Here is a 24,953-nt window from a genome sequence, read left to right as displayed (position 1 = left end):
ATGTTCCTTAAGGCTGTGGGCTCAGGCGCTCGAACAGCGCCTCCAGGGTGTTGAAACGTTCGTCCGGGCGCTCCATCGGCACGAAGAAGCGGAACTGGGTGGCGCCCTCGAACTTGTAGCGTTTGGGCTGGCCCTGGATCAGCTTGATCAGGGTCAGCGGGTCGACTGGCGTCTCGGCCTCGAACTCGAGCTTGCCGCCGTTGGGGCCGGCGTCGACCTTCTTGATGCCGAGCTTTTCCGCTTGCAGCTTGAGCTGGGTCAGGCGCATGAGGTTCTTGGTCGGCTCGGGCAGCAGGCCGAAGCGGTCGATCATCTCGACCTGCAGGTCCTTGAGGCCGTCCTCGTCGGCTGCCGAGGCGATGCGCTTGTAGAGGATCAGGCGAGCATGGACATCTGGCAGGTAGTCCTCCGGGATCAGCGCCGGCAGGCGCAGGTTGATCTCCGGGCCGCCGCCCAGGGGTTGCTCGAGGTTCGGCTGAGTGCCCTTGCGGATCGCCTTGACCGCACGCTCGAGCATTTCCATGTAGAGGGTGAAGCCCACTGCCTGGATCTGCCCGCTCTGGCCTTCGCCGAGCAGTTCACCAGCGCCACGGATCTCCAGGTCGTTGGTGGCCAGGACGAAGCCCGCGCCCAGGTCCTGGGTGTTGGCGATGGCCTCCAGGCGTTTCTCGGCGTCGGCGCTGATCTGCTGGCGTGGCGGCGTGAGCAGGTAGGCGTAGGCCTGGTGGTGACTGCGCCCGACCCGGCCGCGCAACTGGTGCAACTGGGCCAGGCCGAACTTGTCGGCGCGCTCGATGACGATGGTATTGGCGCTGGGCACGTCGATGCCGGTCTCGATGATGGTCGAGGCCACCAGCACGTTGAAGCGCTTGTGGTAGAAGTCGCTCATCACCTGTTCCAGCTCGCGCTCGCGCATCTGCCCGTGGCCGATGCCGATGCGCGCCTCCGGGACCAGCTCGGCCAGTTCGGCGGCACACTTCTCGATGCTCTTGACGTCGTTGTGCAGGTAGTACACCTGGCCGCCGCGCAGCAGTTCGCGCAGCAGCGCTTCCTTGACCGTGCTCTTGTTCTGCTCCATGACGAAGGTGCGCACCGACAGGCGTCGCGCCGGCGGGGTGGCGATGATCGACAGGTCGCGCATGCCCGACACCGCCATGTTCAAGGTCCGTGGGATCGGCGTGGCGGTCAGGGTGAGGATGTCCACCTCGCTGCGCAGGGCCTTGAGCTGCTCCTTCTGGCGCACGCCGAAGCGGTGTTCCTCGTCGATGACGACCAGGCCCAGGTCCTTGAAGCGCACGTCGTCCTGCAACAGCTTGTGGGTACCGATGAGGATGTCGATCTTGCCTTCGGCGAGGTCTGCCGCGGCGCTGGCGACTTCCTTGGCCGACTTGAAGCGGCTCATCACCTCGACCGTCACCGGCCAGTCGGCGAAGCGGTCGCGGAAGCTGTTGTAGTGCTGCTGGGCGAGCAGGGTGGTGGGCACCAGCACCGCCACCTGGCGGCCGCTGTGCACGGCGATGAAGGCCGCGCGCATGGCCACCTCGGTCTTGCCGAAGCCGACGTCGCCACAGACCAGGCGGTCCATGGGCTTGCCGGCGAGCATGTCGGCGCGCACCGCCTCGATGGCGCTTTGCTGGTCGGGGGTTTCCTCGAAGGGGAAGCCGGCGCTGAAGGTGGCGTAGTCGGCGGCCGGGTCGGCGAACGCATGGCCCTTGCGCGCGGCGCGGCGGGCATAGATGTCGAGCAGCTCGGCGGCGACGTCGCGGACCTGCTCGGCGGCTTTGCGCTTGGCCTTTTGCCAGGCTTCCGAGCCGAGCCGGTGCAGCGGCGCCAGGGCATCGTCGCTGCCGGTGTAGCGGGCGATCAGGTGCAGGTTGGCCACCGGCACGTAGAGCTTGGCGCCCTCGGCGTATTCCAGGGTGAGGAATTCGGCGACTTGATTGTCCACCTCCAGCGTGGCCAGGCCCAGGTAGCGTCCCACGCCGTGGTCGATGTGCACCACCGGGGCGCCTTCGCGCAATTCGGTGAGGTTCTTGATCACCGCGTCGTTGGCCGCGTCGCCACGCTTCTCGCGGCGCCGGCGCTGCATCACGCGCTGGCCGAACAGCGGGCTCTCGGCGACCAGGGCCAGGCCTGGGTCGTCCAGCAGCAGGCCGTCGTCGAGGGGGGCGATGGTGATCGCCAGGCGCTCGCTGCCAGTGACGAAATCGGCCCAGCCCTCGACCGTCTGCGGGCGCAGCTTGAGGCGCTCGAGCAGCTCCAGCAGGACCTCGCGGCGGCCCGCCGATTCGGCGGTGAACAGCACGCGGCCGGGGAACTGGTCGAGGAAGTTCGCCAGCTCCGCCAGCGGCTGGTTGGCCTTGGCCTCGATCGCCAGGTTCGGCAGGGGGCGTGCCGGGAAACGCTCGCGGCCGACGCCCGGCTCGACCTCGTCGCTGCTGACCACCACCCGTGGCCATTGCTTGAGGCGGGCGAAGCAGTCCTCTACCGGCAGGAACAGCTCAGCGGGCGGCAACAGCGGGCGGGTCAGGTCGCCACGGCGCTCGTCGTAGCGCCCGCGCACGTCGTTCCAGAAGTGCTCGGCGGCCTGTTCCACGCCTGGCAGGGAGAACACCTGGGTGTCTGCCGGCAGGTAGTCGAACAGGGTCGAGGTCTCTTCGAAGAACAGCGGCAGGTAGTATTCGATGCCGGCCGGGATGATGCCGCTGGCCAGGTCCTGGAAGATCGCGCTACGACGGAAGTCGACGTCGAAACGTTCGCGAAAGCGTGCCTTGAAGCGCGTGACTTCCTCCTTCTGCATGGGGAATTCGCGGGCTGGCAGCAGGCGCACCGAGTCGACCTTGTCGATCGAGCGCTGGGTCTCCGGGTCGAAGGTGCGCAGGGTCTCGATCTCGTCGTCGAACAGGTCGATCCGGTAGGGCAGCTTGCTGCCCATGGGGAACAGGTCGATCAGCGCGCCGCGCACGGCGAACTCGCCATGCTCGTAGACCGTGTCGACGCAGCGGTAGCCGCTGGCCTCCAGGCGTGTACGCATCTGTTCCACGTCGATGGTCTGGCCCACGTCCAGCACCAGGCTGCTGCCCAGCAGGAAGCGCGTCGGCGCCAGGCGGTGCAGGGCGGTGGTGACCGGCACCACGAGGATGCCGTGGTCCAGTTCCGGCAGCCGGTAGAGGCTGGCGATGCGCTGGGAGATGATGTCCTGGTGCGGCGAGAACAGGTCGTAGGGCAGGGTTTCCCAGTCGGGGAAGGGCAGCACCGGCAGGTCTGGGGCGAAGAAGCGCAGCTCCTGCTCGAGACGGTCGGCGGCCTGGCTGTCGGCGGTCAGCAGCAGGGTGAAGCGGCCAGCGCTGCTGGCGGCTTCGGCGATGGCCAGGCTCAGGGCGGCACCGGGCAGGTTGCCCCAGGTTTGCTTGCCGGCCGTGGCCGATAATTGCGGTAGGCGCAGAACTGACACGGAAGATCCGACTCCAAGCGTTGCGGCAAAGACGACAATTGTACCGGTGCTGGTGCGCGCTGTCAGGCTCGGCAAGGGCGTGGCGGCGGGGTCCGCTGGCAGCGACAGGCGCTCATTGCCCGATACGCCATGGGGCGTCATAATGTAGCCCCTTTTTTCTCCCCCTACATGTGGAAGGTTCCCGTGACTCAGAAGCCCGACCAGTGTCTTGGTGAGTGGATCGATCGTGAAGCCCTGGCTGAAGCGATGATCCCGCTTATCGGTCAGCTCTACCGCAACAACAACGTGGTGAGCTCGATCTATGGCCGCAGCCTGATCAACCGTTCGGTTATCTCGATCCTCAAAGCCCACCGCTTTGCCCGTCACCGTCAGAGCGACGAGACCGAGCTGTCCGTCCACGAGACATTCCCCCTGCTCAAGGCCATGAGCGAGCTGAAACTGGGCGCCGCTTCGGTCGACCTGGGCAAGCTGGCCAACAAGTTCAAGCTCGAAGGCAACGGCCGCAGCGTCGAGCAGTTCGTGCGCGAAGAGCTGGCTGACGTCGTCGGCCAGCAGAACGCTGCCGCACGCAAGGGCACCGACGTCGTCCTGTACGGCTTCGGCCGCATCGGCCGCCTGCTGGCGCGCATCCTGATCGAGAAGACCGGCGGTGGCGACGGCCTGCGCCTGCGGGCCATCGTCGTGCGCAAGGGTGCCGAGAACGATCTGGTCAAGCGTGCCAGCCTGCTGCGTCGTGACTCGGTGCACGGCCCGTTCGATGGCACCATCGTCATCGACGAGGAGCACAACACCATCACCGCCAACGGCAACCTGATCCAGGTGATCTACTCCAACGACCCGGCGTCGATCGACTACACCCAGTACGGCATCGACAATGCCCTGCTGGTCGACAACACCGGCAAGTGGCGTGACGCCGAGGGCCTGGGCCAGCACCTGCAGTGCCCGGGCATCGAGCGTGTGATCCTCACCGCGCCGGGCAAGGGCGCGCTGAAGAACATCGTGCACGGCATCAACCACGGCGACATCACTGCCGACGACAAGATCATCTCCGCGGCCTCCTGCACCACCAACGCCATCGTGCCGGTGCTCAAGGCCGTGAATGACCAGTACGGCATCGTCAACGGCCACGTCGAGACCGTTCACTCGTTCACCAACGACCAGAACCTGATCGACAACTTCCACAAGGGCAGCCGTCGTGGCCGCGCCGCGCCGCTGAACATGGTCATCACCGAGACCGGTGCCGCCACCGCCGCCGCCAAGGCGCTGCCGGTGCTCAAGGGCAAGCTGACCGGCAACGCCATCCGCGTGCCGACGCCGAACGTCTCGATGGCCATCCTCAACCTGAACCTGGAAAAGGCCACCAGCCGCGACGAGATCAACGAGTTCCTGCGCCAGACCGCCATGCACTCGGAACTGCACAAGCAGATCGATTACGTCAGCTCCCAGGAAGTGGTGTCCACCGACTTCGTCGGCTCCCGCCACGCCGGTGTGGTCGACGCCGAGGCGACCATCTGCAACGACAACCGCGTTGTCCTGTACGTCTGGTACGACAACGAATTCGGTTACAGCTGCCAGGTGGTGCGCGTGATGGAAGAGATGGCCGGTGTGAACCCGCCAGCGTTTCCACGCTGATCCGCTTGTAATGAGTTGAAAAAACGGGAACCTTCGGGTTCCCGTTTTTTTTGGCATTTTTTGTGTTCACCCAGGTCTGGCGCGGTAGCTGCTGGGCGGCCTTGTGTCGCGAAAGGGCTGCGCTGGTCTGAGGGCAGTGGAGCTGGCTTGCCGGCGATAGGGCCGGTACAGACAACACAAGACAGACGCTCCAACAGGCGCCGCGCCAGCATGGCTGGCCAACCGAGAGATCCAATGTGCGCACGACCCTGCTGTTCATCCTGATGCTGCTCGCTGCCTGCAACCCTGCGCCCACCCTCGAACGCCTGGGCGGCCCGACCATGGGCAGCAGCTACAGCATCCAGTACGTGCGCGAACCCGGCGGCCCGTCGCCAGCGCAGGTACAGGACGCGGTCGAGGCGATCCTGCGCGACATCGACGGGCACTTCTCGACCTACCGGGGTGACTCCACCGTCAGCCGCTTCAACCAGCTGCCGGCCAACCAGTGCCAGGCTGTGGGCGCCGATATGCTGGCGCTGGTCGCCTTCGGCCAGCAACTGGCCGAACAGAGCCAGGGTGCCTTCGATCTCACCGTCGAGCCCTTGCTCAACCTCTGGGGCTTCGGCCCCCAGGCCCGCCGCGAGCAGGTGCCCGACCCGCAGGCGCGGGCCCTGGTACGCCAGCGCGTGGGCTATCGCCACCTGCGCATCGAGGGCGATGCGTTGTGCAAGGACGCGCCCGTGGAACTGGACTTCAACAGCATCGCCGCCGGCCATGCCGTCGACCTGATCGCCGGGCGGCTGCGCGCCATGGGTATCATCGATTTCCTCGCCGAAGCCACGGGGGAACTCAAGGCCGAGGGCCGCAAGCCCGACGGCAGCCCCTGGCGCATCGCCCTGGAATTGCCCCGCGAGGACCGTCAGATCGCGCGCCAGGTAATTGCCGTGGATGGCTTGGCAGTGTCGACCTCGGGTGACTATCGCCACTATTTCGAGGAGAATGGCCGGCGCTATTCGCACGCCTTCGATGCCCGCCTCGGGCGCCCGGTCGAACATGACCTGGCCGCGGTCACCGTGCTCGATGCCTCGGCGCTGCGGGCCGACGGCTATTCGACCCTGCTGTTGATCCTGGGGCCGCAACAGGGCTGGGACTTCGCCATCGCCCATGGCATCGCGGCCATGCTGGTGACCCGGACGCAGGATGGGTTCGTCTCCCGGGCTACGCCTGGCTTCGAACGAAAGCTCAAAGGCGAGTGAAAGGCGAGTGAAAGGCAAGGCACGGATGATCGCCGCCAGGGAATCGGTGAACGACATGTAGTGCAGGCAAGATTGGCCTACGACGCGACCAAGGGTTAATGTGCGCGGCGTTCAGGCTTGATTAGACTGCACCCGAATTTTCTCATGGCGCCCCGGCGACATGATCGCGCCCCGCGGCCAACCGGCCGGCGGGCCAGTTCTGAAGGAGTACGCATGGCTGTCTACAACTACGACGTAGTGGTGCTGGGTTCCGGCCCGGCCGGAGAAGGTGCGGCAATGAATGCCGCCAAAGCAGGACGCAAGGTGGCGATGGTCGACAGCCGTCGCCAGGTCGGCGGCAACTGCACCCACTTGGGCACCATCCCGTCCAAGGCCCTGCGTCACTCGGTGCGGCAGATCATGCAGTTCAACACCAACCCGATGTTCCGCGCCATCGGCGAGCCGCGCTGGTTCTCCTTCCCCGATGTGCTCAAGAGCGCCGAGAAGGTGATCTCCAAGCAGGTCGCCTCGCGCACCGGCTACTACGCGCGCAACCGTGTCGACCTGTTCTTCGGCACCGGCAGCTTCGCCGACGAGCAGACCGTCGATGTGGTCTGCCCCAATGGCGTGGTCGAGAAGCTGGTGGCCAAGCACATCATCATCGCCACCGGTTCGCGTCCGTACCGCCCGGCCGACATCGACTTCCACCACCCGCGCGTCTACGACAGCGACACCATCCTGAGCCTGAGCCACACCCCGCGCAAGCTGATCGTCTACGGTGCCGGGGTGATCGGTTGCGAATACGCCTCGATCTTCAGTGGCCTGGGTGTGCTGGTGGAGCTGGTGGACAACCGTGGCCAGCTGCTGAGCTTCCTGGACTCGGAAATTTCCCAGGCGCTGAGCTACCACTTCAGCAACAACAACATCACCGTGCGCCACAACGAGGAGTACGAGCGGGTCGAAGGCCTGGACAACGGTGTCATCCTGCACCTGAAGTCGGGCAAGAAGATCAAGGCCGACGCCCTGCTGTGGTGCAATGGCCGAACCGGCAACACCGACAAGCTGGGCCTTGAGAACATCGGCATCAAGATCAACAGCCGTGGCCAGATCGAGGTCGACCAGAGCTACCGCACCAGCGTGCCGAACATCTACGGCGCCGGTGACGTGATCGGCTGGCCGAGCCTGGCCAGCGCTGCCCACGACCAGGGCCGCTCGGCCGCAGGCAGCATCGTCGACAACGGCAGCTGGCGCTTCGTCGATGACGTGCCGACCGGTATCTACACCATTCCGGAGATCAGCTCGATCGGCAAGAACGAGCAGGAGCTGACCCAGGCCAAGGTGCCCTACGAAGTGGGCAAGGCTTTCTTCAAGAGCATGGCCCGCGCGCAGATCGCCGGCGAGCCGCAGGGCATGCTGAAGATCCTGTTCCACCGCGAGACCCTGGAAATCCTCGGCGTGCACTGCTTCGGCTACCAGGCCTCGGAGATCGTCCACATCGGCCAGGCGATCATGAACCAGCCGGGTGAGCTGAACAATCTCAAGTACTTCGTCAACACCACCTTCAACTACCCGACCATGGCCGAAGCCTATCGGGTAGCTGCCTACGACGGCCTGAACCGGCTTTTTTGAGCGGCTCCGGCCGGTGGCCTGAGCCGGCCGGGGAGACCGGGTTCAGTCCTTCCCAAGGGTGGTCTTGGCCAAACCGGGAAAGTCTGTGATCAGGCTGTCTACGCCAAAGTCGGCGAGCCGGCGCATCAGCGCCGGTTCGTTGACCGTCCACACCGACACATGCAACCCCTGGCGCTGGGCCTTGAGCAGGCGCTCGGGGGTGCACAGCGTCCAATTCAGTGCCAGCAGGGTACAGCCGTAGTTCTGCGCCACCTTCAGCGGATCGAGCCAGGCATATTCGGCGACCAGCCCGCGCGAGACGTCTGGCACCAGCTCCAGGGCGGCGCCCAGCACCTCCCGTGAACTGGAGGTGATGGTGACCTTGTCGAGCAGGCCGAAGCGCTGGGCCAGCTCGCGGATCGCCAGCACGGTGCTGGCGGCACGGGTGCGCGAGGCGCTCTTGACCTCCAGCTGCCAGTGCTCGAAGGCACACTTCTCGAACAGTTCCTCCAGGCGCGGGATAGGGCAGGGCTGCACCCAGCCTGGGCCACCCTTGCGCGCATCGTAGGTGGCCAGCTCGGCGGCGGTGTGCTCGACCACCTTGCCTCGGCGGCCGGTGGTGCGCTTGAGGGTCGGGTCATGGATCACCATCAGCTCGTTGTCGGCCGACAGGTGCAGGTCCAGTTCGCAGCGATCGACGCCGTGCGACAGGCACTGGCGAAAGCTGGTCAGGGTGTTTTCGGGCGCTTCGCCCTTGGCGCCGCGATGGCCATAGATCAGGGTCACGTTCGTTCCTTCAGGTCTGAAATGGGGAAAGGCTCAAGAGGCGGATTCGTCCTGCTCCCGCAGCTGGCGGCGTTGTTGTTGCTGGCGCTGCAGGATGTAGCGGGCCAGGAGCTGGCGCTGGGCGTCGGTCATGTCGACGAATTCGGTGCCGACCTCGTAGTCGCCCTGCGGGCGTGGGTCGCAGTGGGTGACCCGGCCGCGCAGCAGCAGGCCATGGGCCCGGGGCATCAGCACCATTTTCACCGCCACCCGGGTGCCGGGGGCGATCTGCGCGGCCTGGGCGAACTCGATACCCCCCTCGGAGAGGATCACCCGCTGCGCTTGGCCGATTTCGCCGAGCAGGGTCTGGGCGAGCACCGCGCCGAGCAGGTCGAGGCGTTTGTTCTGCACCCGCAGGAAGGCGGCCAGGGTGCGATCCTTCTCGCTCAACTGGCGCATCAGGTGTTGCGATTCGAAGTCGGCCAGGTGCAGTTCGCTGAGCAGGTTGAACAGCGGTGAAGCATCTTGCAACAGGTCTGTCTCCAGGGCCTCGGCCGCGCTCAAGGGGCTGATTTGAAGTGCGATCCTGTCTTCGATGCGGTAGTATTCGCGGCGATCTTCTTCGTCTAGTGTCGTCATGGCGAACCCATGGTTACGGCGGTGGTCCGAGTGTAAAGCCGCCATTGGCGCCCCGCCACAAGGACGTTCCCTTTCATCCGAACAAGCCCCGACATGTTCAGACCTCTTTTCGTATTCATCGGTACGCGCTACACCCGTGCCAAGCGCCGCAATCACTTCGTCTCGTTCATTTCGCTCACCTCGATGATCGGCCTCGCCCTCGGTGTGGTGGTGATGATCGTGGTGCTGTCGGTGATGAACGGTTTCGACCACGAGATGCGTACCCGCGTGCTGGGCATGATCCCGCATGCCACGCTGGAAAGCGGCCAGCCGGTCGACGATTGGCCGGCCCTCGCCCAACAAGTAAAGCAGAATCCGCGTGTGCTAGCGGTCGCTCCGTTCACCCAGATGCAGGGGCTGCTGACCCACGACGGCAAGGTGCAGAAGGTGTTGCTCAACGGCATCGATCCCGCCCGCGAGCGGCAGGTGTCGATCATCGACGACTTCATCCGCGAAGGCAGCCTCGACCGGCTGGCGCCAGGCGAGTGGGGCATCCTGATCGGCGACAAGGCCGCCGCCAAGCTGGGCGTGGGCATCGGCGACAAGCTGACCTTCGTCGCCCCGGAGGTCAGCGTGACGCCGGCCGGCATGTTCCCGCGCATGAAGCGCTTCACCGTGGTCGGCACCTTCCATGTCGGGGCCGGTGAGATCGACGGCTATCTGGGCCTGACCAACATCGCCGACCTGTCCCGCCTGCACCGCTGGAAAGCCGACCAGGTCCAGGGCCTGCGCCTGAAGTTCGATGACCTGTTCCAGGCGCCGCGCGTGGCCTGGGACATCGCCCAGCACCTGGGCGAGGAATTCTACCCCCGCGACTGGACCCGCACCCACGGCAACCTGTACCAGGCGATCCGCATGGAGAAGGCCATGATCGGCCTGCTGCTGCTGCTGATCGTGGCGGTGGCGGCGTTCAACATCATTTCCACGCTGGTGATGGTGGTCAACGACAAGCGCGGCGATATCGCCATCCTGCGCACCCTCGGCGCCACGCCTGGGCAGATCATGGCCATCTTCATGGTCCAGGGTACGGTGATCGGCGTGGTCGGCACCTTGATCGGCGCGTTGGTCGGCATCTTCGCCGCGCTCAATGTCAGTGCGGTGATCGCTGGCATCGAGAAGCTGATCGGGCACAAGTTCCTCAATGCCGACGTGTACTTCATCGATTACCTGCCGTCGCAGATCATGGCCGAGGACGTGTGGATGGTCTGCGGTGCGGCGCTGGTCCTGAGTTTCTTCGCCACCCTGTATCCGGCCTGGCGTGCGGCGCGCACCCAGCCTGCAGAGGCGCTACGTTATGAGTGAGTCGCGCATGAGTGATAAAGCCGTACTGAGTTGCCGCAACCTGGGCAAGGCCTACGAGGAAGGCCCGGAGTCGGTGCAGGTGCTGTCCGGGTTGAACCTGGAGCTGCACGCCGGTGAGCGGGTGGCCATCGTCGGTAGCTCCGGCTCCGGCAAGAGCACCTTGCTCAACCTGCTGGGTGGCCTGGATACGCCGAGCCAGGGCAGCGTCTGGCTGGCTGGCGAGGAGCTGTCGGCACTCGGCGAGCGGGCCCGTGGCCTGTTGCGCAACCGCGCCCTGGGCTTCGTCTACCAGTTTCACCACCTGCTGCCGGAGTTCACCGCCCTGGAGAACGTGTGCATGCCGCTGCTGATCGGCCGCACATCGATCCCCGAGGCCCGCGAGCGCGCCGAGGCGCTGCTCAAGCGTGTGGGCCTGGGCCATCGCCTGAGCCACAAGCCGGCCGAGCTGTCCGGCGGTGAGCGCCAGCGCGTGGCGATCGCCCGTGCCCTGGTCAACCGCCCGGGCCTGGTGATGCTCGACGAGCCCACCGGCAACCTCGACCATCACACTGCCCAGGGCATCCAGGAGTTGATGCAGGAGCTTTCCAGCCATTCGCAGACGGCCTTTTTGGTGGTGACACACGACCTCAACCTGGCGCGCCAGATGGACCGGGTGCTGCGCCTGGACGATGGCCACCTGGTGCCGATCTGAGTCGCTTGCACGGGGCGGCACGGGCCGCCTCGTAACCAACCTTCATTGGGTGTTCTCGTACATGTTCAGACCCTTGCCCTTGTTCATCGGTGCTCGCTATACCCGTGCCAAGCGCCGTAACCACTTCATCTCGTTCATCTCCATGACCTCGATGATCGGCCTGTCCCTGGGCGTGCTGGCGATGATCGTGGTGCTCTCGGTGATGAACGGCTTCCAGCGCGAGATGAGTTCGCGCATCCTCGGCCTGGTGCCTCACGCCAGCATCCTCGGCGTGCAACCGCTGGACGACTGGCGCAAGGTGGCGGACGCAGCCCTGAAGAACCCCGCGGTGATGGCCGCTGCACCGCTGACGGAAATGGAAGGCATGCTCTCCTACAAGGGCGCGATGCAGCCGATCCAGGTCAGTGGCATCGACCCGGCCGAGGAGGGCAAGGTCTCCATCGTTGGCCAGCACATCGTCCAGGGCCGCCTGCAGGACCTGCTGCCGGGCGAGTATGGCGTGGTGATCGGCGAGCTGACCGCCCGGCGCTTTCGTCTCAACACTGGCGACAAGCTGACCCTGATCGTCCCGGAGATCAGCAAGGCACCGGGCGGCATCACCCCCCGTATGCAGCGCCTGACCGTGGTCGGCATCTTCAAGGTCGGTGCCGAGCTGGACGGTTCCCAGGCCTACATCAACGTGGCCGACGCCGGCGAGATGCAGCGCTGGGCACCGGGCAGCGTGCAGGGCGTGCGCCTGAAGCTGCACGACCTGTACGCTGCGCCGCAGGTGTCCAAGGCGATCGCCGCCGGGCTGGGCGAGGCCTACCGTGCCGATGACTGGTCGCACACCCAGGGCAGCCTGTTCAGCGCCATGAAGATGGAAAAGACCATGATCGGTTTGTTGCTGTTGATGATCATCGCCGTGGCGGCGTTCAACATCATCGCTACCCTGGTCATGGTGGTGAACGACAAGGGTTCGGACATCGCCATCCTGCGCACCATCGGCGCCACGCCTGCGCAGATCATGGGCACGTTCATGGTCCAGGGGTCGCTGATCGGTATCGTCGGCACCCTGGTCGGTGGTGTGCTCGGGGTGGTCGCCGCGCTCAACGTCAGCCAGATCGTCGGTTGGCTGGAGCGGGTCAGTGGGCAGCACATCTTCACGTCCGATGTGTATTTCATCAGCAGCCTGCCGTCGCAGTTGCAGTGGGGGGATGTGGCGATCATCTGCGCGGCGGGGTTGGTGATGAGCTTCCTGGCCACGATCTATCCGGCGTATCGCGCTTCCCAGGTGGAACCGGCGATGGCGTTGCGGTACGAGTGATCTACGGGCAGGGCCGCTGTGCGGCCCATCGCGGGCAAGCCCAGGCAGGGGCAGCGGCGCTCACGAATCATGTGCCATTGCAAGGGAATCCGTTGCGGGCGGATAGACAGCTCCTCTCACCGTGCTTCGGGTAACTCGATCAGGAACCGTGTCCAGCCTCCCGCGCATTCGGCCCGGATGTTCCCGCCATGGGCCTGCACGATCGAGCGGGTGATCGCCAGCCCCAGCCCCGCATGCTCGCTGCTGCCTTCCTGGCGTGCGGGGTCGGCCCGGTAGAAGCGGTCGAACAGCCGCGGCAGTATTTGCGCCGCGATGGCCGGGCCGGTATTGGCCACGCTGATGTGCAGCCCCGGCGCCAGTGTCACTCGGATCTCTCCGCCTCTGGGCGTGAAGCGCAGGGCATTGTCCAGCAGATTGGACAGGGCCCTGCGCAGCATGTGCCGATCACCCTCCAACTGCGCCTCACCCACACGCTGCAGGCGTACCTCGGCGTCCTCGGCCAGTGGCGCGTAGTACTCCAGCAAGGCATCCACCTCCGCGGCAAGGTCCAGCGGCTGGCGGTTGGGGGGCAGCAGGCCATGGTCGGCCTTGGCCAGGTAGAGCATGTCGTTGACCAGTTGCGCCATCCATTGCAGCTCCTCCAGGTTACCGTGCAGGGCTTCGCGATAGTCCTCCAGGCTGCGTGGCCGGGTGAGGGTGACCTGGGTGTGGGTCAGCAGGTTGGACAGTGGCGTACGCAGCTCGTGGGCGATGTCGGCGGAAAATGCCGAAAGGCGTTGGAAGGCATCCTCCAGGCGCTGCAGCATGGCGTTGACCGTGCTGGCGAGCTCGGCCAGTTCCTCGGGCATCTGCGCCACCGGCAGCCGGGTTGTCAGCGAGCGGGCGTTGACGCTGGCGGCGACATCGCCCATCTGCCGCAATGGTCGCAGCCCGCGCCGGGCGGCCCAGGCGCCGAGCAGCGCGGTGGCCAGGGCCGAAAGGCCGACGGTGAGCCAGATCAGGCGCTGCATGCCTTGCAGGAAATGCTGGTGATGGGTGATGTCGAGGAACAGGGTCAGTTGCGCCGAGCCCGGGGTGGCGGTGTCCAGGCGGGCGCCCAGGCTGCGGTAGTCGACGCCGTTGGCGTGCAGGGTGGCCAGGCCGGGCTGGCGTGGTGCGTCCGGTAGGTCAGGCCGGCTGTCGAACCATAGCGTGCCGTCGCCGCCGCGGATGCGCAGGGCCAGGTCGGCCTGGTGGCTGAGCTCGATGCGCAAGGCCAGCAGGTGTGGCGCCAGTTCGGCGGGGGAGCTCACGCCGTCGAGCAGGGCGTGCAGAACCGACAGCCGGCTGCCTAGCAGTTGTTCGTCCAGTTCGATGAAGTGCTGTTCGCTGGCCCGGCTGAACAGCACGCCGGCGGTCAGCGAGACGGCGGCGGTACAGGCGGCGAAGAGCAGGGCAAGGCGCCCACCGAGGGACAGGCGCGGCATCAGTCCTGGCGCTCCTCGAGCACGTAGCCCATGCCGCGTACGGTATGGATCAGCTTGTTGTCGTGGGCGTCGTCGATCTTCAGGCGCAGGCGGCGGATCGCCACCTCGATGACGTTGGTGTCACTGTCGAAGTTCATGTCCCAGACCTGCGAGGCGATCAGCGACTTGGGCAGCACCTCGCCCTGGCGACGCAGCAGCAGTTCGAGCAGGGCGAACTCCTTGGCGGTCAGGTCGATGCGCTGGCCGCCGCGCTCGGCCCGGCGGCGGATCAGGTCCAGGCGCAGATCGGCCAGGGTCAGGCTGGTATCCAGGCTGGGGCTGGCGCCTCGGCGCAGCAGGCTGCGTACCCGGGCCAGCAGTTCGGAAAAGGCGAAGGGCTTGACCAGATAGTCGTCGGCGCCCAGCTCCAGGCCGTGTACCCGGTCTTGCACGGCGTCGCGGGCGGTGAGGAACAGCACCGGCGTGTCCAGGCCAGCCTGGCGCACGGCCTGGAGGATCTGCCAGCCGTTGCGGCCGGGGAGCATCACATCGAGGATCAGCAGGTCGTGGTCGCCGCCCAGGGCCAGGTGCAGGCCGGTGTCGCCGTCGCCGGCAAGCTCGGTGGCGAAGCCCGCTTCGCTCAGGCCTTGGCACAGGTACTGGCCGGTCTTGGCCTGGTCCTCGACGATCAGCAGTTTCATGGGGGCCTTGCTCCAAAAGATTGGCGGGCTTCGGTGGGCGCCGGGTGCCAATGATACGTGACGATAGGCGTGCCCGGCGAAGCTGACAAAGTTGTAATCTCCCTGTCAGGCAACTGCCAGTTGCCTCAGCCTAGAGTGGTTCCATCGCTGCTGTAGCCTTGGAGTAGACATGAAACACCCCCTTATCGCCGCCGCCCTCGCGCTGTTCAGCCTGCCCGTGCTCGCCGACAGTGGCCATGGCTTCGCCTTCGGCGAGCCAGCGCCGGCGGCCAAGGCCACCCGTACCGTCGAGGTGCTGCTCAAGGACATCGCCTTCGAGCCCCGCGGCCTGCAGGTCAAGGCCGGCGAGACCGTGCGCTTCGTGCTCATCAACGAAGGCCAGTTGCCCCACGAGTTCAACCTTGGCGACAAGGCCATGCACGCCGAGCACCAGAAGCAAATGCTGGCCATGCAAGGCAAGCTCTTCACCGCCGGCGCGGATCACGGGGGCATGGACCACGGTCATGGCGCGCACGGCCACGACGCCGGCAACACGGTGCTGGTCCCGCCCGGCCAGCGTGCCGAGCTGACGTGGACCTTCCGCGCCTCGGCGCCCATCGAGTTCGCTTGCAATGTGCCGGGGCACTACCAGGCGGGCATGGTCGGGCCGTTGACCATCGAGTGACATCGACCACAAGGCAGGGGGCAAAAACGGTAGAATAGGTGCATTCCGAATTGCCAGGTCAGACCCATGCATCCCGCCGCCGAACACTCCCCGCTGGGCAAATCCAGCGAATACATCGCCACCTACACACCTTCGCTGCTGTTCCCGATCCCGCGTACCGCCAAGTGGGCCGAACTCGGCGTCAGCGCCCAGACCCTGCCATGGCAGGGGGTGGACTACTGGAACTGCTTCGAGATGTCCTGGCTGCTGCCTTCGGGCAAGCCGGTGGTGGCCATCGGCGAATTCGCCATCCCGGCCGATTCGCCGAACATCATCGAGTCCAAGTCGTTCAAGCTGTACCTCAACTCGCTGAACCAGACGGCCTTCGCCAGCACCAGCGAGTTGCAGGCTTGCCTGGAGAAGGACCTCTCAGCCGCCGCCGGCAAGCCGGTGACGGTGCGGGTGCGCAGCCTGGGCGAAGTCGAGGCCCAGGGCGTGGTGGCCTTGCCAGGTCAGTGCATCGATGTGCTGGATGTGACCATCAACAACTACGAGCATCCACAGCCTGAACTGCTGCACTGCGACCCGCAGCGCGTGGTCGAGGAAACCCTGCACAGCCACCTGCTCAAGTCCAACTGCCCGGTCACTGGCCAGCCGGACTGGGGCAGTGTGGTGGTCGAGTACAAGGGCCTGGCCCTGGACCATGCCAGCCTGCTGAGCTACCTGGTGAGCTTCCGCCAGCATGCCGACTTCCATGAGCAGTGCGTCGAACGCATCTACCTGGACCTGCTGCGCCTGCTCGAGCCCGAGCACCTGACCGTGTATGCCCGTTACGTGCGCCGTGGCGGGCTGGATATCAACCCCTACCGCAGCACCCGGGCGATCGCGCCTGGCAACCAGCGGCTGGTTCGTCAGTAAGGATGTTTGTGAGTCTTGGGGCTGCTTTGCAGCCCATTTGCGGACCAGGCCCTTTCCCGCCGGGGCCGTGCAAGCCGCGTCGTCGGTGATCGCCTCGGACTCTGTGGGTGCCGGCTTGCCGGCGATGGGCCGCAAGGCGGCCCTCTGGCTCAGATACCCATGCTGTGCAGGTGATTGGCAATATTGCGCAGGATGGCGGTGAGATCCGGGTGTTCGGCCTCGAAGCGTTCGACGGCCGCGTTGACGCCATCGACCAGGTTGTTGTCCTGGGTGGCCTCTTCCAGTTTGAGCTGGGCTTCGATCTGCTGCATCAGTTCATGCAGATGTTCGCGCTCTTCCAAGGAGAGCGGCGGGTTGCGTTCCAGTTGCTCGCGCAGGCTTTCGAGTTGCTCTTGCAGTTCGCGGGCAGGCATCGGGTGTTCTCCCTCTATGGCTTGGCAAGGCATGGACCTCGGCGGTGAGGCAAAGGTTCTCGCTTGTCTTCAATCGTAATCCACCTGCCGGCGCTTTGCATGATCCGCGTCAACGGCGCTGTGTCAGGGTTTTTCACCCTTGCGCCGGCGCTGGGCGATGTCGGCAAGGCAGGTGTCGAGGGCTTCGAGGTGGTCGATCACCGAGTGCACACCGAGGCTGAACAGCTCGAGCGTAGCCTTGCCGCGTGCCCGTTCGCGCGCCTCCCGGCTCATCGCCTGCCATTGGCCGGAGGTGTGGTTGCAGGCAGGGCTGCAGGCGGCCAGGCCCACGGTCCACAGCCCGGCGTTGAGACCGGACTGCAGCAGGCGCGGATCGCCGCTGACCAGCACGCAGCCGTCCAGGCGTTGGCTCTGCAAGGACATGAGTGCGTGCCAGCAGGCATTCGGCGCCGGCCAGGGGGGGGCGTTGCCGGCCTGGCCCGGCAGCCAGTCGGGCAGCACGCTGGCCAGAGACTCGCCCTGGCTGGCGCTGAGCTCGTCGAGCCATATGCAAGGGACCTGCTGGCGCCGCAGGCCGGTGAGGGCATCCAGGGCGCCAGGGGTGGGCAGTGGGCTGCCGTTGGCGGCCTGGACCAGGCAGCCGCGCAAACCGAAGAGCACGGCGGTGAAGGCGGGCGCGTCTTGCATGGTCAACTTCCCTGAAATAGCCCGCAGGCTATTCGGCAATTGTTACCGGTAGATGACTACGTAACAGACGCTCACAAAATAGTGAGCAAAAATGTGTAAGGCTGTTTATCAGCCAGCGAGCCTTTATACTGGCGGCTTGTCCGGCAGCGCGCCCAGGCGCCTGCCACCGTGAATCCCGATGGAGAAACATCTATGCATAGGATCGGTGCCGGCGTGATCGAGCGAATCACCCAGGCCTGTGTCTGCGCCAGCCTGCTGCTGGCGCCCGTGGCCGCCAGCCAGGCGGCTACCGAGGAGGACCCCTGGGAGGCGGTGAACCGCCCGATCTTCAGGTTCAACGATACCCTCGATACCTATGCCCTCAAGCCGTTGGCCAAGGGATACCAGGCAGTCACCCCGCAATTTCTCGAAGACGGCATCCATAATATCTTCCGCAACCTGGGCGACGTCACCAACCTGGTCAACGACCTGCTGCAGCTCAAGCCGCACGCGGCGGGCGTGGATACCGCGCGGCTGATCGTCAACACCACGTTCGGCCTGGGCGGTTTCTTCGATGTCGGCACCAAGATGGGCCTGCAGCGCAACGACGAGGACTTCGGCCAGACCCTGGGCTACTGGGGCGTGGGCAGCGGTCCGTACGTGGTGATCCCGTTCCTTGGCCCAAGCACCGTGCGCGACGGCCTGGCCAAGTACCCGGACACCTACACCAAGCCCTACCGCTACATCGACCATGTGCCGACCCGCAATTCGATCTTCGCCCTGGATGTGGTCGACACCCGCGCCGACCTGCTGTCGGCGGAAAAGCTGATCAGCGGCGACAAGTACATCTTCATCCGCAACGCCTACCTGCAGAACCGCGAGTTCAAGGTCAAGGATGGGGAAGTCGAGGACGATTTCTGATCCTGGCGGGGATGAAAAAGGCGACCTTCGGGGCGATGCTGGTCAGTTAAGGTTTACAGCGCCATTGGGGGGGCGAAGCGGCCCCAGGCTTAACTGACAGGCATTGACCCTGGAAATCAGTGCATCGCCAGGATGCGCAAGCCGAATTTCTGCTGACCATCGGGCTGCTCGGCGATCCACACCACCTCGGTGCTGGCGTGCAGGCCCTTGAGGGCAGGGTGGTCGGAATCGATACGTACCTCGATCCGGTCGCCCACCTGGAAATGCTCCCGTGCCTGCACCTGCATGCCGCCACTGGAGAGGTCGAGGCAGACTGCCGCGATCACCTGGTCGGCATGCAGCAGGGTGACTTCGGTATCGATGCGCATACGAATGAAGTCGCGTTTCTCGCCGTGGTTCGAGGGTATCTGGGACATGCTGCATCCTTCCCATCAGGTTGCGCGGGTCGGCTTTCTTATAACTCCCGGTGATTTGCCCTGTAAAGTGCGCAGCACTCGACCCTTGCATGCTTGAAACGCCTGGCGGATGGGAGTACCGTCTGCGCCTTACAGGGCACCTCTGCCAGTTGCCGGGCCAGTCTTCTTGGCCTACAACTCAAGTAGAGAGTCGCCACAGAGTATTCCAGTAGCTGCCCGTCCGCCTTGCCGACGTCGCTGCTCCAACCTAATCCGGCGCCGTTCGCCCACATGCAGAAACCCAGTGCAACGCTGCTGATCATCGATGACGACGACGTGGTCCGTGCCAGCCTCGCCGCCTATCTGGAAGACAGTGGCTTCAGCGTCCTCCAGGCCGCCAACGGCCAGCAGGGCCTCCAGGTCTTCGAAGAACACCAGCCCGACCTCGTGATCTGCGATCTGCGCATGCCGCAGATGGGCGGCCTCGAGCTGATCCGCCGGGTCAGCGAGCGGGCGCCGCAGTTGCCGGTCATCGTGGTGTCCGGGGCAGGGGTCATGAGCGATGCGGTCGAGGCTCTGCGCCTGGGCGCCGCCGACTACCTGATCAAGCCCCTGGAAGACTTGGCCGTGCTCGAGCACTCGGTGCGCCGTGCCCTCGACCGCTCGCGGCTGGTGCTGGAGAACCAGCGCTACCGCGACAAGCTCGAGGCTGCCAACCGTGAGCTGGAAGCCAGCCTGCACCTGCTGCAGGAGGACCAGAACGCCGGCCGCCAGGTACAGATGAACATGCTGCCGGAAAGCCCATGGTTGGCCGGCGACCTGTCGTTCGAGCACCAGATCATCCCGTCGTTGTACCTGTCGGGCGATTTCGCCGATTACTTCCGGGTGGACGAGCGCCGTATCGCCTTCTACCTGGCGGACGTGTCCGGGCATGGCGCTTCGTCGGCGTTCGTCACCGTGCTGCTCAAGTTCATGACCACCCGGCTGCTGTTCGAATTCAAGCGCAGCGGCAGGATGCGCGACTTCAAGCCTTCGCAAGTGCTGAGCCACATCAACCGTGGGCTGATCAACTGCAAGCTGGGCAAGCACGTGACCATGGTCGGTGGGGTGATCGACGAGGAAGCCGGGCTGATGACCTACAGCGTCGGCGGCCATTTGCCGCTGCCGGTGCTCTATACCCCGGGCCAGGCCCGTTACCTGGAGGGGCGCGGCCTGCCGGTAGGGCTGTTCGACGAGGCCAGCTACCAGGACCATGTGCTGGAGCTGCCACGGCACTTCAGCCTGACCCTGATGTCCGATGGCATACTGGACCTTTTGCCTGGGGACACACTCAAAGATAAGGAAGCGACCTTGCCGGAAATCGTCAAGGAAGCCGGTGGCAGCCTGGACGGGCTGCGCCAACGATTCGGATTGGCTACGCTTGGGGAGATGCCGGATGATATCGCCCTATTGGTGTTGAGCAGGAACCTTGAATGAGTACCGGTAGAATCCAGTTCGCCGAGCAGAGCGGGACCTTCGTTCTGAAATTCGTCGGTGAAGTGCGCCTGACCCTGTGTTCGGCGCTGGATGCGACGATCGAGAAAATCTTCACCGCGCTGAACTTCTCGGCCATCGTCATCGACCTGACCGAGACCGAAAGCATCGACAGCACCACCCTGGGCCTGCTGGCCAAGCTGTCGATCCTGTCCCGGCAGAAGGTGGGCCTGCTGCCTACCGTGGTGACCACCAACCCGGACATTTCCCGTCTGCTGCAGTCCATGGGCTTCGACCAGGTGTTCAACATCGTCGATCGCCCGGTCCCCTGCCCGGAATGCCTTACCGACCTGCCATCCCAGGACCAGAACGAAGAGGTGGTGCGCTCCAAGGTGCTGGAGGCGCACAAGATCCTCATGGGTCTGAACGACTCCAACCGTGAGGCGTTCCACGACCTGGTGAGCGCCCTGGAGCGCTCCTGAGCGAGCCCGGGCTACCGATGCGTGGCGTCAGTCCCGCACGAACTCGGTAGCCGCGGCGCCGTCGGCATTGAGCTGGAACACCCGCGCCGGCCGGCCTTGCTCATCGAAGAATACCTGCCCCAAACCTGCACTGTTCCACAGCCGCTCTCCCGCCTGGCTGTGGCTGGGTGTGCGTGGCACTACCTCCATCTGCCGGCGCTTGGTGAACCAGTTGAGTGGCGAATGCGGTGCATACAGCCAACGGTTGAGGCGATCGAGCACGTCCAGCAGGCGCTTGGGGAACTGGTTCTTGATCCCGCTGCTGGTGACCTGCCACAGGTGCGGGCTGCGCTGGCGGTGGCGGATCAGCACTTCATAGACGAAGGAGTAGTGCACGTCACCGGAAAGGATCACGTAGTGCCCGGGCGTGCGCGAATGGCGGAAGATGTTGAGGATCACCTGGGCCGCGCCGCGATGGGCCATCCAGTTTTCCGCGTCGACCAGCAGCGGATAGCCGAGCCCGCTGAAGACCCGTTGCACCGTCTCGATCAGTTTGACGCCGAAGATCGGTGCCGGTGACACGACGATCGCCGAAGGATGGTCGAGCAGGGCCTGTTGCAGCTCGCACAGCGCCTCCCAGTCGAGCAGGCCGGACGGCTTCTTCAGGCTGCTTTCGCTGCGCCAGCGGCGGGTGCGGGTGTCCAGCACCAGCAATGGCGGATCGCTGGGCAGGTCGAACTGCCAGCCCTGGAAGCGCAGCAGTTGGTCGATCAATTGGTCCTGGGCAGCGTTGTCCAGGTGCGCTTGGGCCGTTCGCTCGCCCAGGGCCCTGCAGGCTTCGGCCAGCCCCGCGCAGCCGTCCGGATCGTTACCCCAGCCCTGGCAGAGCAGGTAGCCGAGCAGGGCGTTGCCGATGATCCGCCGCGAGAAGGGGTGGCCGTAGGCGGTCTGTTCCCACTGCGCCGAAAGGTTCCAGTCGTCGGTGATGTCGTGGTCGTCGAAGATCATCAGCGAGGGCAGGTGGGCCATCACCCGGGCCACTTGACCGAGGTCGGCGGCGAACGCTTGGATCAGCGGCAGTTCTGCGCGATACCGGGCCTGGCGCGGTTCGCTCAGGCCTGCGGGCATGTCCATGCGCACCAGGCGCCAGGGCACTGGCGACCAGACCAGCAGGTACATGGCCATGACTTCCGCGAAGGTCACCAGGTGATTGTCGGCGTTGCTGCTGGAGAAGATCGGTTTGCGCTTGCCGCCGAAGAAGCGTTCGCGCAGGCTCTCGTTGCTTTCCTGGGCCGGCAGCAGGTCGGCGCGGTGGTAATAGCTGGCCGGGTGGCGGTACAGCGCGGTGCTGTCGTCGACCAGGGCGCCTTCGAGGTATTCGCCGAACAGCCCCAGGTGCTCGATGAGCTCATGGATGGCGCGCAGCATGGGGCCTGCTACGTCGTCGGCGTAGACCTGGTCGCCCGTCATCAGCAGCAGGGCGGGGCGCTCTTGCGGACGCTGGCAGGCTTGCAGCAGGCGGTCGGCGCAGAGCAGGCCATCGGCGGCGGGGTGATGGGGCTTGCGGCATGAGCCGTGAAGCAGTTGGTCGAGGCGCTCGCGCAGCACGAAGCTTGGCCGGCGGGTGCCGGGGTAGAGCAGGTGCGGGGCCCAGTCGGCGATGCCTTGGCTGTTGTCCAGCAGCAGATCGTAGCCGATGGCCTGGTTGCGAGGCAGCGGCTGGTCGAAGCGGATGTCCAGCAGGTGCACGAAGGCGTGCCGGCCCACTGGGATCACCTCGCAGGCAAGATTGGCCTCGATGCCTGGGCAATCGAGCACGAACTCGGGGCGAAGCGGTTGCGTGCCGACCAGCCAGATGGCCAGGCGCTGGGGTTCCAGGCGGCGCAGCACGGGGCCGGCGAGAATGAGGGGTAGGGTGGTCATCGACAGTTCAGGTTGCAAGCCGACCCATTCGCAGGCAAGTCCACAGAGGCTGCGTCGACCACACATAATGGGTTTGCAAGGCCATGTGGGGGCGGGCTTGCCCGCGAAAGCGTCAGTACGTTCAACGGGCAGTGCCTGCGCAAACGCAGCACCCAGACGAAAAGCGGGCGGAAATGCTCGGCATTTGCCGCCCGCGGGGCAAACCAGATTTGTATCAGGCTTTTTCAGCCATCAACGCTTCCAGCTTCTCCTGGTCCCGGGCGAACTGGCGGATACCCTCGGCCAGCTTCTCCGTGGCCATGGCGTCTTCGTTCATCGCCCAGCGGAACTGGCTTTCGTTCAACTGCTGCTTGGCCTCACCGGCATTGCCGGGTTGGAGCACGCGCGGCAGTTGGCCCTGGTCGTCGCTCAATTGCTGCAGCAGCTCGGGGCTGATGGTCAGGCGGTCGCAACCGGCCAGTTGCTCGATCTGGCCGATATTGCGGAAGCTCGCGCCCATGACCACGGTGTCGTAGCCGTTGGCCTTGTAGTAGTTGTAGATGCGCGTCACCGATTGCACGCCCGGGTCTTCGGCGCCGACGTATTCCTTGCCGGTGCTCTTCTTGTACCAGTCGTAGATACGGCCCACGAACGGCGAGATCAGGAACACCCCGGCATCGGCGCAGGCCTGGGCTTGGGCGAAGGAGAACAGCAGGGTCAGGTTGGTCTGGATCTGCTCGCGTTCGAGCTGCTCGGCGGCGCGGATGCCTTCCCAAGTGGATGCCAGCTTGATCAGCACGCGATCACGCGGGATGCCGGCCTGTTCGTACAGCGCGATCAGTTGGCGGGCCTTGGCCAGCAATGCCGGTTCGTCGAACGACAGGCGTGCGTCCACTTCGGTGGAAATGCGCCCTGGAATGACCTTGAGGATGCCTGAGCCGACGGCCACGGCGAACTTGTCGCAGGCCAGGTCCACATTGCCCTTGGCGTCGGCCCTGACTTGCCTGAGCAGGTCGGCGTAGCCGGGAATGGCGGCGGCCTTGAGCAGCAGCGAGGGGTTGGTGGTGGCATCGACCGGCTTGAGGCGGGTGATGGCGTCCAGGTCCCCGGTGTCGGCGACCACGGTGGTGAACTGCTTGAGTTGTTCCAGCTTGGAGGTCATGGGCGTGCTCTGTCCTGTGCAATGACTCGACATTACCCGAGCCCCGGCGACCGCTCAAGGGCCGGGGGGGCAGGATGGGCGAGGGAATGAAGGTTCGAGTCGAAAGCGCACCCGGGGTTCCGTCAGCGGCCCTGCAGCAGCTCGGCGGCCTGGTCGAGCACGGCCAGCGGCTCGGCGGCCTTGTGGATGTCTGCCGACAGCAACTGGCGGAAGCGCCGGGCACCGGGGAAGCCCTGGCCCAGGCCGAGGATGTGGCGGGTGATGTGATGGATGGCGCCGCCGCTTTCCATGTGCGCGACGATATACGGACGCAGCCGTGCCAGCACCTCGCTGCGGCTGATGACCGGCGCCGTGCTGCCGAACAACTGCTGGTCTACTTCGGCCAGCAGGTAGGGGTTGTGGTACGCCTCGCGGCCTAGCATCACGCCGTCGAAGGTCTGCAAGTGCACGTGGCACTCTTCCAGTGTCTTGATACCGCCATTGAGCACCAGCTCCAGGTCCGGGAAGTCGGCCTTCAACTGCGCGGCCACGTCATAGCGCAGCGGCGGGACCTCACGGTTCTCCTTGGGCGACAGGCCTTCGAGGATGGCGATGCGCGCATGCACGGTGAAGCTGCGACAGCCCGCCTCGCGCACCTGGCCGACGAAGTCGCACAGCTCGGCATAGCTGTCACGGCCATTGATGCCGATGCGGTGCTTGACCGTGACTGGGATGTGCACCGCATCGCGCATGGCCTTGACGCAATCGGCCACCAGCGCCGGGTGGCCCATCAGGCAGGCGCCGATCATGTTGTTCTGCACCCGGTCGCTGGGGCAGCCGACGTTGAGGTTGACCTCATCGTAGCCGGCGTCCTCGGCCAGCCGGGCGCAGGCTACCAACTCCGCCGGCACACTGCCGCCCAGTTGCAGGGCCAGCGGGTGCTCGGTGTCGTCGTGGCGCAAGAAGCGATGGGCGTCGTTGTGCAGCAGGGCGCCGGTGGTGACCATCTCCGTGTAGAGCAGGGTGTGCCTGGACAGCAGGCGCAGGAAGAACCGGCAATGGCGGTCTGTCCAGTCCATCATCGGTGCCACGGAAAAGCGGCGGGACGGCTTAGGGCGCGTGGTGGTGGTTGGGATCACGGTTTCTGCTGGCATGGTTCACGGCGGGTAACGAAAGCGGTCGGGAATGTCTGCGGCGCACGCATGTCGGGGTGGACACATCGGG

22 protein-coding genes are annotated in these 24,953 nt (G+C 65.4%); 11 read left to right on the top strand and 11 right to left on the bottom strand.

All coding sequences use genetic code 11. The features are described 5' to 3' along the window. Positions 1-7 precede the first annotated feature (7 nt). Complete coding sequence (gene mfd / locus ABFA30_RS20000; RefSeq protein ID WP_253080496.1) at positions 8-3,454, bottom strand: transcription-repair coupling factor; 3,447 nt, start codon at positions 3,452-3,454, stop codon at positions 8-10. 168 nt (positions 3,455-3,622) lie between these two features. Between mfd and ABFA30_RS19995 the strand changes: the two genes are divergently transcribed. From ABFA30_RS19995 to sthA, 3 genes are all read left to right on the top strand, one after another. Beyond that, a complete protein-coding gene (locus ABFA30_RS19995) occupies positions 3,623-5,086 on the top strand; it encodes a glyceraldehyde-3-phosphate dehydrogenase (protein ID WP_225787150.1) in 1,464 nt (487 codons plus the stop codon). 236 nt (positions 5,087-5,322) lie between these two features. Then, positions 5,323-6,321 carry an FAD:protein FMN transferase gene (locus ABFA30_RS19990; protein WP_410045831.1) on the top strand — a complete coding sequence of 333 codons (999 nt, stop codon included), beginning with the start codon at positions 5,323-5,325 and terminating at the stop codon, positions 6,319-6,321. A 213-nt stretch (positions 6,322-6,534) separates the two neighbouring features. After that, positions 6,535-7,929, top strand: coding sequence for a Si-specific NAD(P)(+) transhydrogenase (gene sthA, locus ABFA30_RS19985; RefSeq protein ID WP_225786911.1), 1,395 nt, complete (start codon positions 6,535-6,537; stop codon positions 7,927-7,929). Positions 7,930-7,971: 42 nt separating this feature from the next. Here the strand turns inward: sthA and ABFA30_RS19980 are convergent, their stop codons facing one another. Together ABFA30_RS19980 and ABFA30_RS19975 are read right to left on the bottom strand one after the other, a co-directional pair. Further along, positions 7,972-8,694: a glycerophosphodiester phosphodiesterase gene (locus ABFA30_RS19980; RefSeq protein ID WP_225786910.1), complete on the bottom strand. Its 723-nt coding sequence runs from the start codon at positions 8,692-8,694 to the stop codon at positions 7,972-7,974. Positions 8,695-8,727: 33 nt separating this feature from the next. Then, positions 8,728-9,312 (bottom strand): PilZ domain-containing protein, encoded by a 585-nt coding sequence (locus tag ABFA30_RS19975; RefSeq protein ID WP_225786909.1) that lies wholly within the window; start codon positions 9,310-9,312, stop codon positions 8,728-8,730. A gap of 93 nt (positions 9,313-9,405) precedes the next feature. Here ABFA30_RS19975 and ABFA30_RS19970 point away from each other — a divergent pair, with 93 nt between their 5' ends. The 3 genes from ABFA30_RS19970 (at position 9,406) to ABFA30_RS19960 (ending at position 12,650) form a co-directional block, all read left to right on the top strand. Next, on the top strand, positions 9,406-10,653 hold the full coding sequence (locus ABFA30_RS19970) for a lipoprotein-releasing ABC transporter permease subunit (RefSeq protein WP_225786908.1): 1,248 nt from the start codon (positions 9,406-9,408) through the stop codon (positions 10,651-10,653). Between the two features lie 7 nt (positions 10,654-10,660). Further along, positions 10,661-11,344: a lipoprotein-releasing ABC transporter ATP-binding protein LolD gene (lolD, locus tag ABFA30_RS19965; protein ID WP_410045830.1), complete on the top strand. Its 684-nt coding sequence runs from the start codon at positions 10,661-10,663 to the stop codon at positions 11,342-11,344. A gap of 61 nt (positions 11,345-11,405) precedes the next feature. Beyond that, positions 11,406-12,650 carry a lipoprotein-releasing ABC transporter permease subunit gene (locus ABFA30_RS19960; protein ID WP_253080494.1) on the top strand — a complete coding sequence of 415 codons (1,245 nt, stop codon included), beginning with the start codon at positions 11,406-11,408 and terminating at the stop codon, positions 12,648-12,650. A 116-nt stretch (positions 12,651-12,766) separates the two neighbouring features. Here the strand turns inward: ABFA30_RS19960 and ABFA30_RS19955 are convergent, their stop codons facing one another. Together ABFA30_RS19955 and ABFA30_RS19950 are read right to left on the bottom strand one after the other, a co-directional pair. Further along, positions 12,767-14,119: a heavy metal sensor histidine kinase gene (locus ABFA30_RS19955; RefSeq protein ID WP_410046058.1), complete on the bottom strand. Its 1,353-nt coding sequence runs from the start codon at positions 14,117-14,119 to the stop codon at positions 12,767-12,769. Then, a complete protein-coding gene (locus ABFA30_RS19950) occupies positions 14,116-14,796 on the bottom strand; it encodes a heavy metal response regulator transcription factor (protein WP_253080493.1) in 681 nt (226 codons plus the stop codon). The genes ABFA30_RS19955 and ABFA30_RS19950 overlap by 4 nt, the downstream gene beginning before the upstream one ends. A 169-nt stretch (positions 14,797-14,965) precedes the next feature. Between ABFA30_RS19950 and ABFA30_RS19945 the strand changes: the two genes are divergently transcribed. Both ABFA30_RS19945 and queF read left to right on the top strand, forming a co-directional pair. Beyond that, positions 14,966-15,460: a plastocyanin/azurin family copper-binding protein gene (locus ABFA30_RS19945; protein WP_225786904.1), complete on the top strand. Its 495-nt coding sequence runs from the start codon at positions 14,966-14,968 to the stop codon at positions 15,458-15,460. A 66-nt stretch (positions 15,461-15,526) separates the two neighbouring features. Next, complete coding sequence (gene queF, locus ABFA30_RS19940; RefSeq protein WP_225786903.1) at positions 15,527-16,357, top strand: NADPH-dependent 7-cyano-7-deazaguanine reductase QueF; 831 nt, start codon at positions 15,527-15,529, stop codon at positions 16,355-16,357. Between the two features lie 149 nt (positions 16,358-16,506). On the opposite strand, the gene ABFA30_RS19935 is transcribed toward queF, so the two are convergent. After that, positions 16,507-16,770, bottom strand: coding sequence for a DUF4404 family protein (locus ABFA30_RS19935; RefSeq protein WP_225786902.1), 264 nt, complete (start codon positions 16,768-16,770; stop codon positions 16,507-16,509). Positions 16,771-16,893: 123 nt separating this feature from the next. Further along, a complete protein-coding gene (locus ABFA30_RS19930; protein WP_253090898.1) occupies positions 16,894-17,457 on the bottom strand; it encodes a phosphonoacetaldehyde phosphonohydrolase-related protein in 564 nt (187 codons plus the stop codon). 192 nt (positions 17,458-17,649) lie between these two features. Between ABFA30_RS19930 and ABFA30_RS19925 the strand changes: the two genes are divergently transcribed. Next, entirely contained in the window at positions 17,650-18,357 is a 708-nt protein-coding gene (locus tag ABFA30_RS19925) for a VacJ family lipoprotein (protein WP_225786900.1), read from the top strand. Between the two features lie 116 nt (positions 18,358-18,473). Here ABFA30_RS19925 and ABFA30_RS19920 read toward each other — a convergent pair whose 3' ends face one another. Continuing rightward, on the bottom strand, positions 18,474-18,773 hold the full coding sequence (locus tag ABFA30_RS19920) for a PilZ domain-containing protein (RefSeq protein ID WP_225786899.1): 300 nt from the start codon (positions 18,771-18,773) through the stop codon (positions 18,474-18,476). Positions 18,774-19,043: 270 nt separating this feature from the next. Between ABFA30_RS19920 and rssB the strand changes: the two genes are divergently transcribed. Both rssB and rssC read left to right on the top strand, forming a co-directional pair. After that, positions 19,044-20,228 (top strand): two-component system response regulator RssB, encoded by a 1,185-nt coding sequence (rssB, locus tag ABFA30_RS19915; RefSeq protein ID WP_225786898.1) that lies wholly within the window; start codon positions 19,044-19,046, stop codon positions 20,226-20,228. After that, positions 20,225-20,707, top strand: a complete 483-nt coding sequence (rssC, locus tag ABFA30_RS19910) for an anti-sigma factor antagonist RssC (RefSeq protein WP_194787571.1) — start codon at positions 20,225-20,227, stop codon at positions 20,705-20,707. Before rssB ends, rssC begins: the two co-directional genes overlap by 4 nt. A gap of 27 nt (positions 20,708-20,734) precedes the next feature. On the opposite strand, the gene ABFA30_RS19905 is transcribed toward rssC, so the two are convergent. From ABFA30_RS19905 to dusA, 3 genes are all read right to left on the bottom strand, one after another. Beyond that, entirely contained in the window at positions 20,735-22,609 is a 1,875-nt protein-coding gene (locus ABFA30_RS19905) for an alkaline phosphatase D family protein (protein ID WP_410045829.1), read from the bottom strand. Positions 22,610-22,823: 214 nt separating this feature from the next. Next, positions 22,824-23,750, bottom strand: coding sequence for a transaldolase (gene tal / locus ABFA30_RS19900; protein WP_253080492.1), 927 nt, complete (start codon positions 23,748-23,750; stop codon positions 22,824-22,826). A gap of 122 nt (positions 23,751-23,872) precedes the next feature. Further along, positions 23,873-24,868 carry a tRNA dihydrouridine(20/20a) synthase DusA gene (dusA, locus tag ABFA30_RS19895; protein WP_410045828.1) on the bottom strand — a complete coding sequence of 332 codons (996 nt, stop codon included), beginning with the start codon at positions 24,866-24,868 and terminating at the stop codon, positions 23,873-23,875. Between the last annotated feature and the right edge of the window lie 85 nt (positions 24,869-24,953).

This window comes from Pseudomonas sp. HLMP, from assembly GCF_046365545.1.
GTDB classification, from domain to species: Bacteria; Pseudomonadota; Gammaproteobacteria; order Pseudomonadales; family Pseudomonadaceae; genus Aquipseudomonas; species Aquipseudomonas guariconensis_B.
This window is presented reverse-complemented; position numbering and strand designations above follow the sequence as displayed.

What these genes read in the sequence shown, in the direction of transcription:
- ABFA30_RS19950 (WP_253080493.1), bottom strand. Translation starts at nt 14,796, where the DNA reads ATGAAACTGCTGATCGTCGAGGACCAGGCCAAGACCGGCCAGTACCTG.
- lolD (WP_410045830.1), top strand. Translation starts at nt 10,661, where the DNA reads ATGAGTGATAAAGCCGTACTGAGTTGCCGCAACCTGGGCAAGGCCTAC.
- ABFA30_RS19935 (WP_225786902.1), bottom strand. Translation starts at nt 16,770, where the DNA reads ATGCCTGCCCGCGAACTGCAAGAGCAACTCGAAAGCCTGCGCGAGCAA.
- queF (WP_225786903.1), top strand. Translation starts at nt 15,527, where the DNA reads ATGCATCCCGCCGCCGAACACTCCCCGCTGGGCAAATCCAGCGAATAC.
- tal (WP_253080492.1), bottom strand. Translation starts at nt 23,750, where the DNA reads ATGACCTCCAAGCTGGAACAACTCAAGCAGTTCACCACCGTGGTCGCC.
- rssC (WP_194787571.1), top strand. Translation starts at nt 20,225, where the DNA reads ATGAGTACCGGTAGAATCCAGTTCGCCGAGCAGAGCGGGACCTTCGTT.
- sthA (WP_225786911.1), top strand. Translation starts at nt 6,535, where the DNA reads ATGGCTGTCTACAACTACGACGTAGTGGTGCTGGGTTCCGGCCCGGCC.
- ABFA30_RS19945 (WP_225786904.1), top strand. Translation starts at nt 14,966, where the DNA reads ATGAAACACCCCCTTATCGCCGCCGCCCTCGCGCTGTTCAGCCTGCCC.
- ABFA30_RS19975 (WP_225786909.1), bottom strand. Translation starts at nt 9,312, where the DNA reads ATGACGACACTAGACGAAGAAGATCGCCGCGAATACTACCGCATCGAA.
- ABFA30_RS19930 (WP_253090898.1), bottom strand. Translation starts at nt 17,457, where the DNA reads ATGCAAGACGCGCCCGCCTTCACCGCCGTGCTCTTCGGTTTGCGCGGC.
- ABFA30_RS19995 (WP_225787150.1), top strand. Translation starts at nt 3,623, where the DNA reads ATGTGGAAGGTTCCCGTGACTCAGAAGCCCGACCAGTGTCTTGGTGAG.
- ABFA30_RS19920 (WP_225786899.1), bottom strand. Translation starts at nt 18,773, where the DNA reads ATGTCCCAGATACCCTCGAACCACGGCGAGAAACGCGACTTCATTCGT.
- ABFA30_RS19925 (WP_225786900.1), top strand. Translation starts at nt 17,650, where the DNA reads ATGCATAGGATCGGTGCCGGCGTGATCGAGCGAATCACCCAGGCCTGT.
- ABFA30_RS19905 (WP_410045829.1), bottom strand. Translation starts at nt 22,609, where the DNA reads ATGACCACCCTACCCCTCATTCTCGCCGGCCCCGTGCTGCGCCGCCTG.
- ABFA30_RS19960 (WP_253080494.1), top strand. Translation starts at nt 11,406, where the DNA reads ATGTTCAGACCCTTGCCCTTGTTCATCGGTGCTCGCTATACCCGTGCC.
- rssB (WP_225786898.1), top strand. Translation starts at nt 19,044, where the DNA reads ATGCAGAAACCCAGTGCAACGCTGCTGATCATCGATGACGACGACGTG.
- ABFA30_RS19970 (WP_225786908.1), top strand. Translation starts at nt 9,406, where the DNA reads ATGTTCAGACCTCTTTTCGTATTCATCGGTACGCGCTACACCCGTGCC.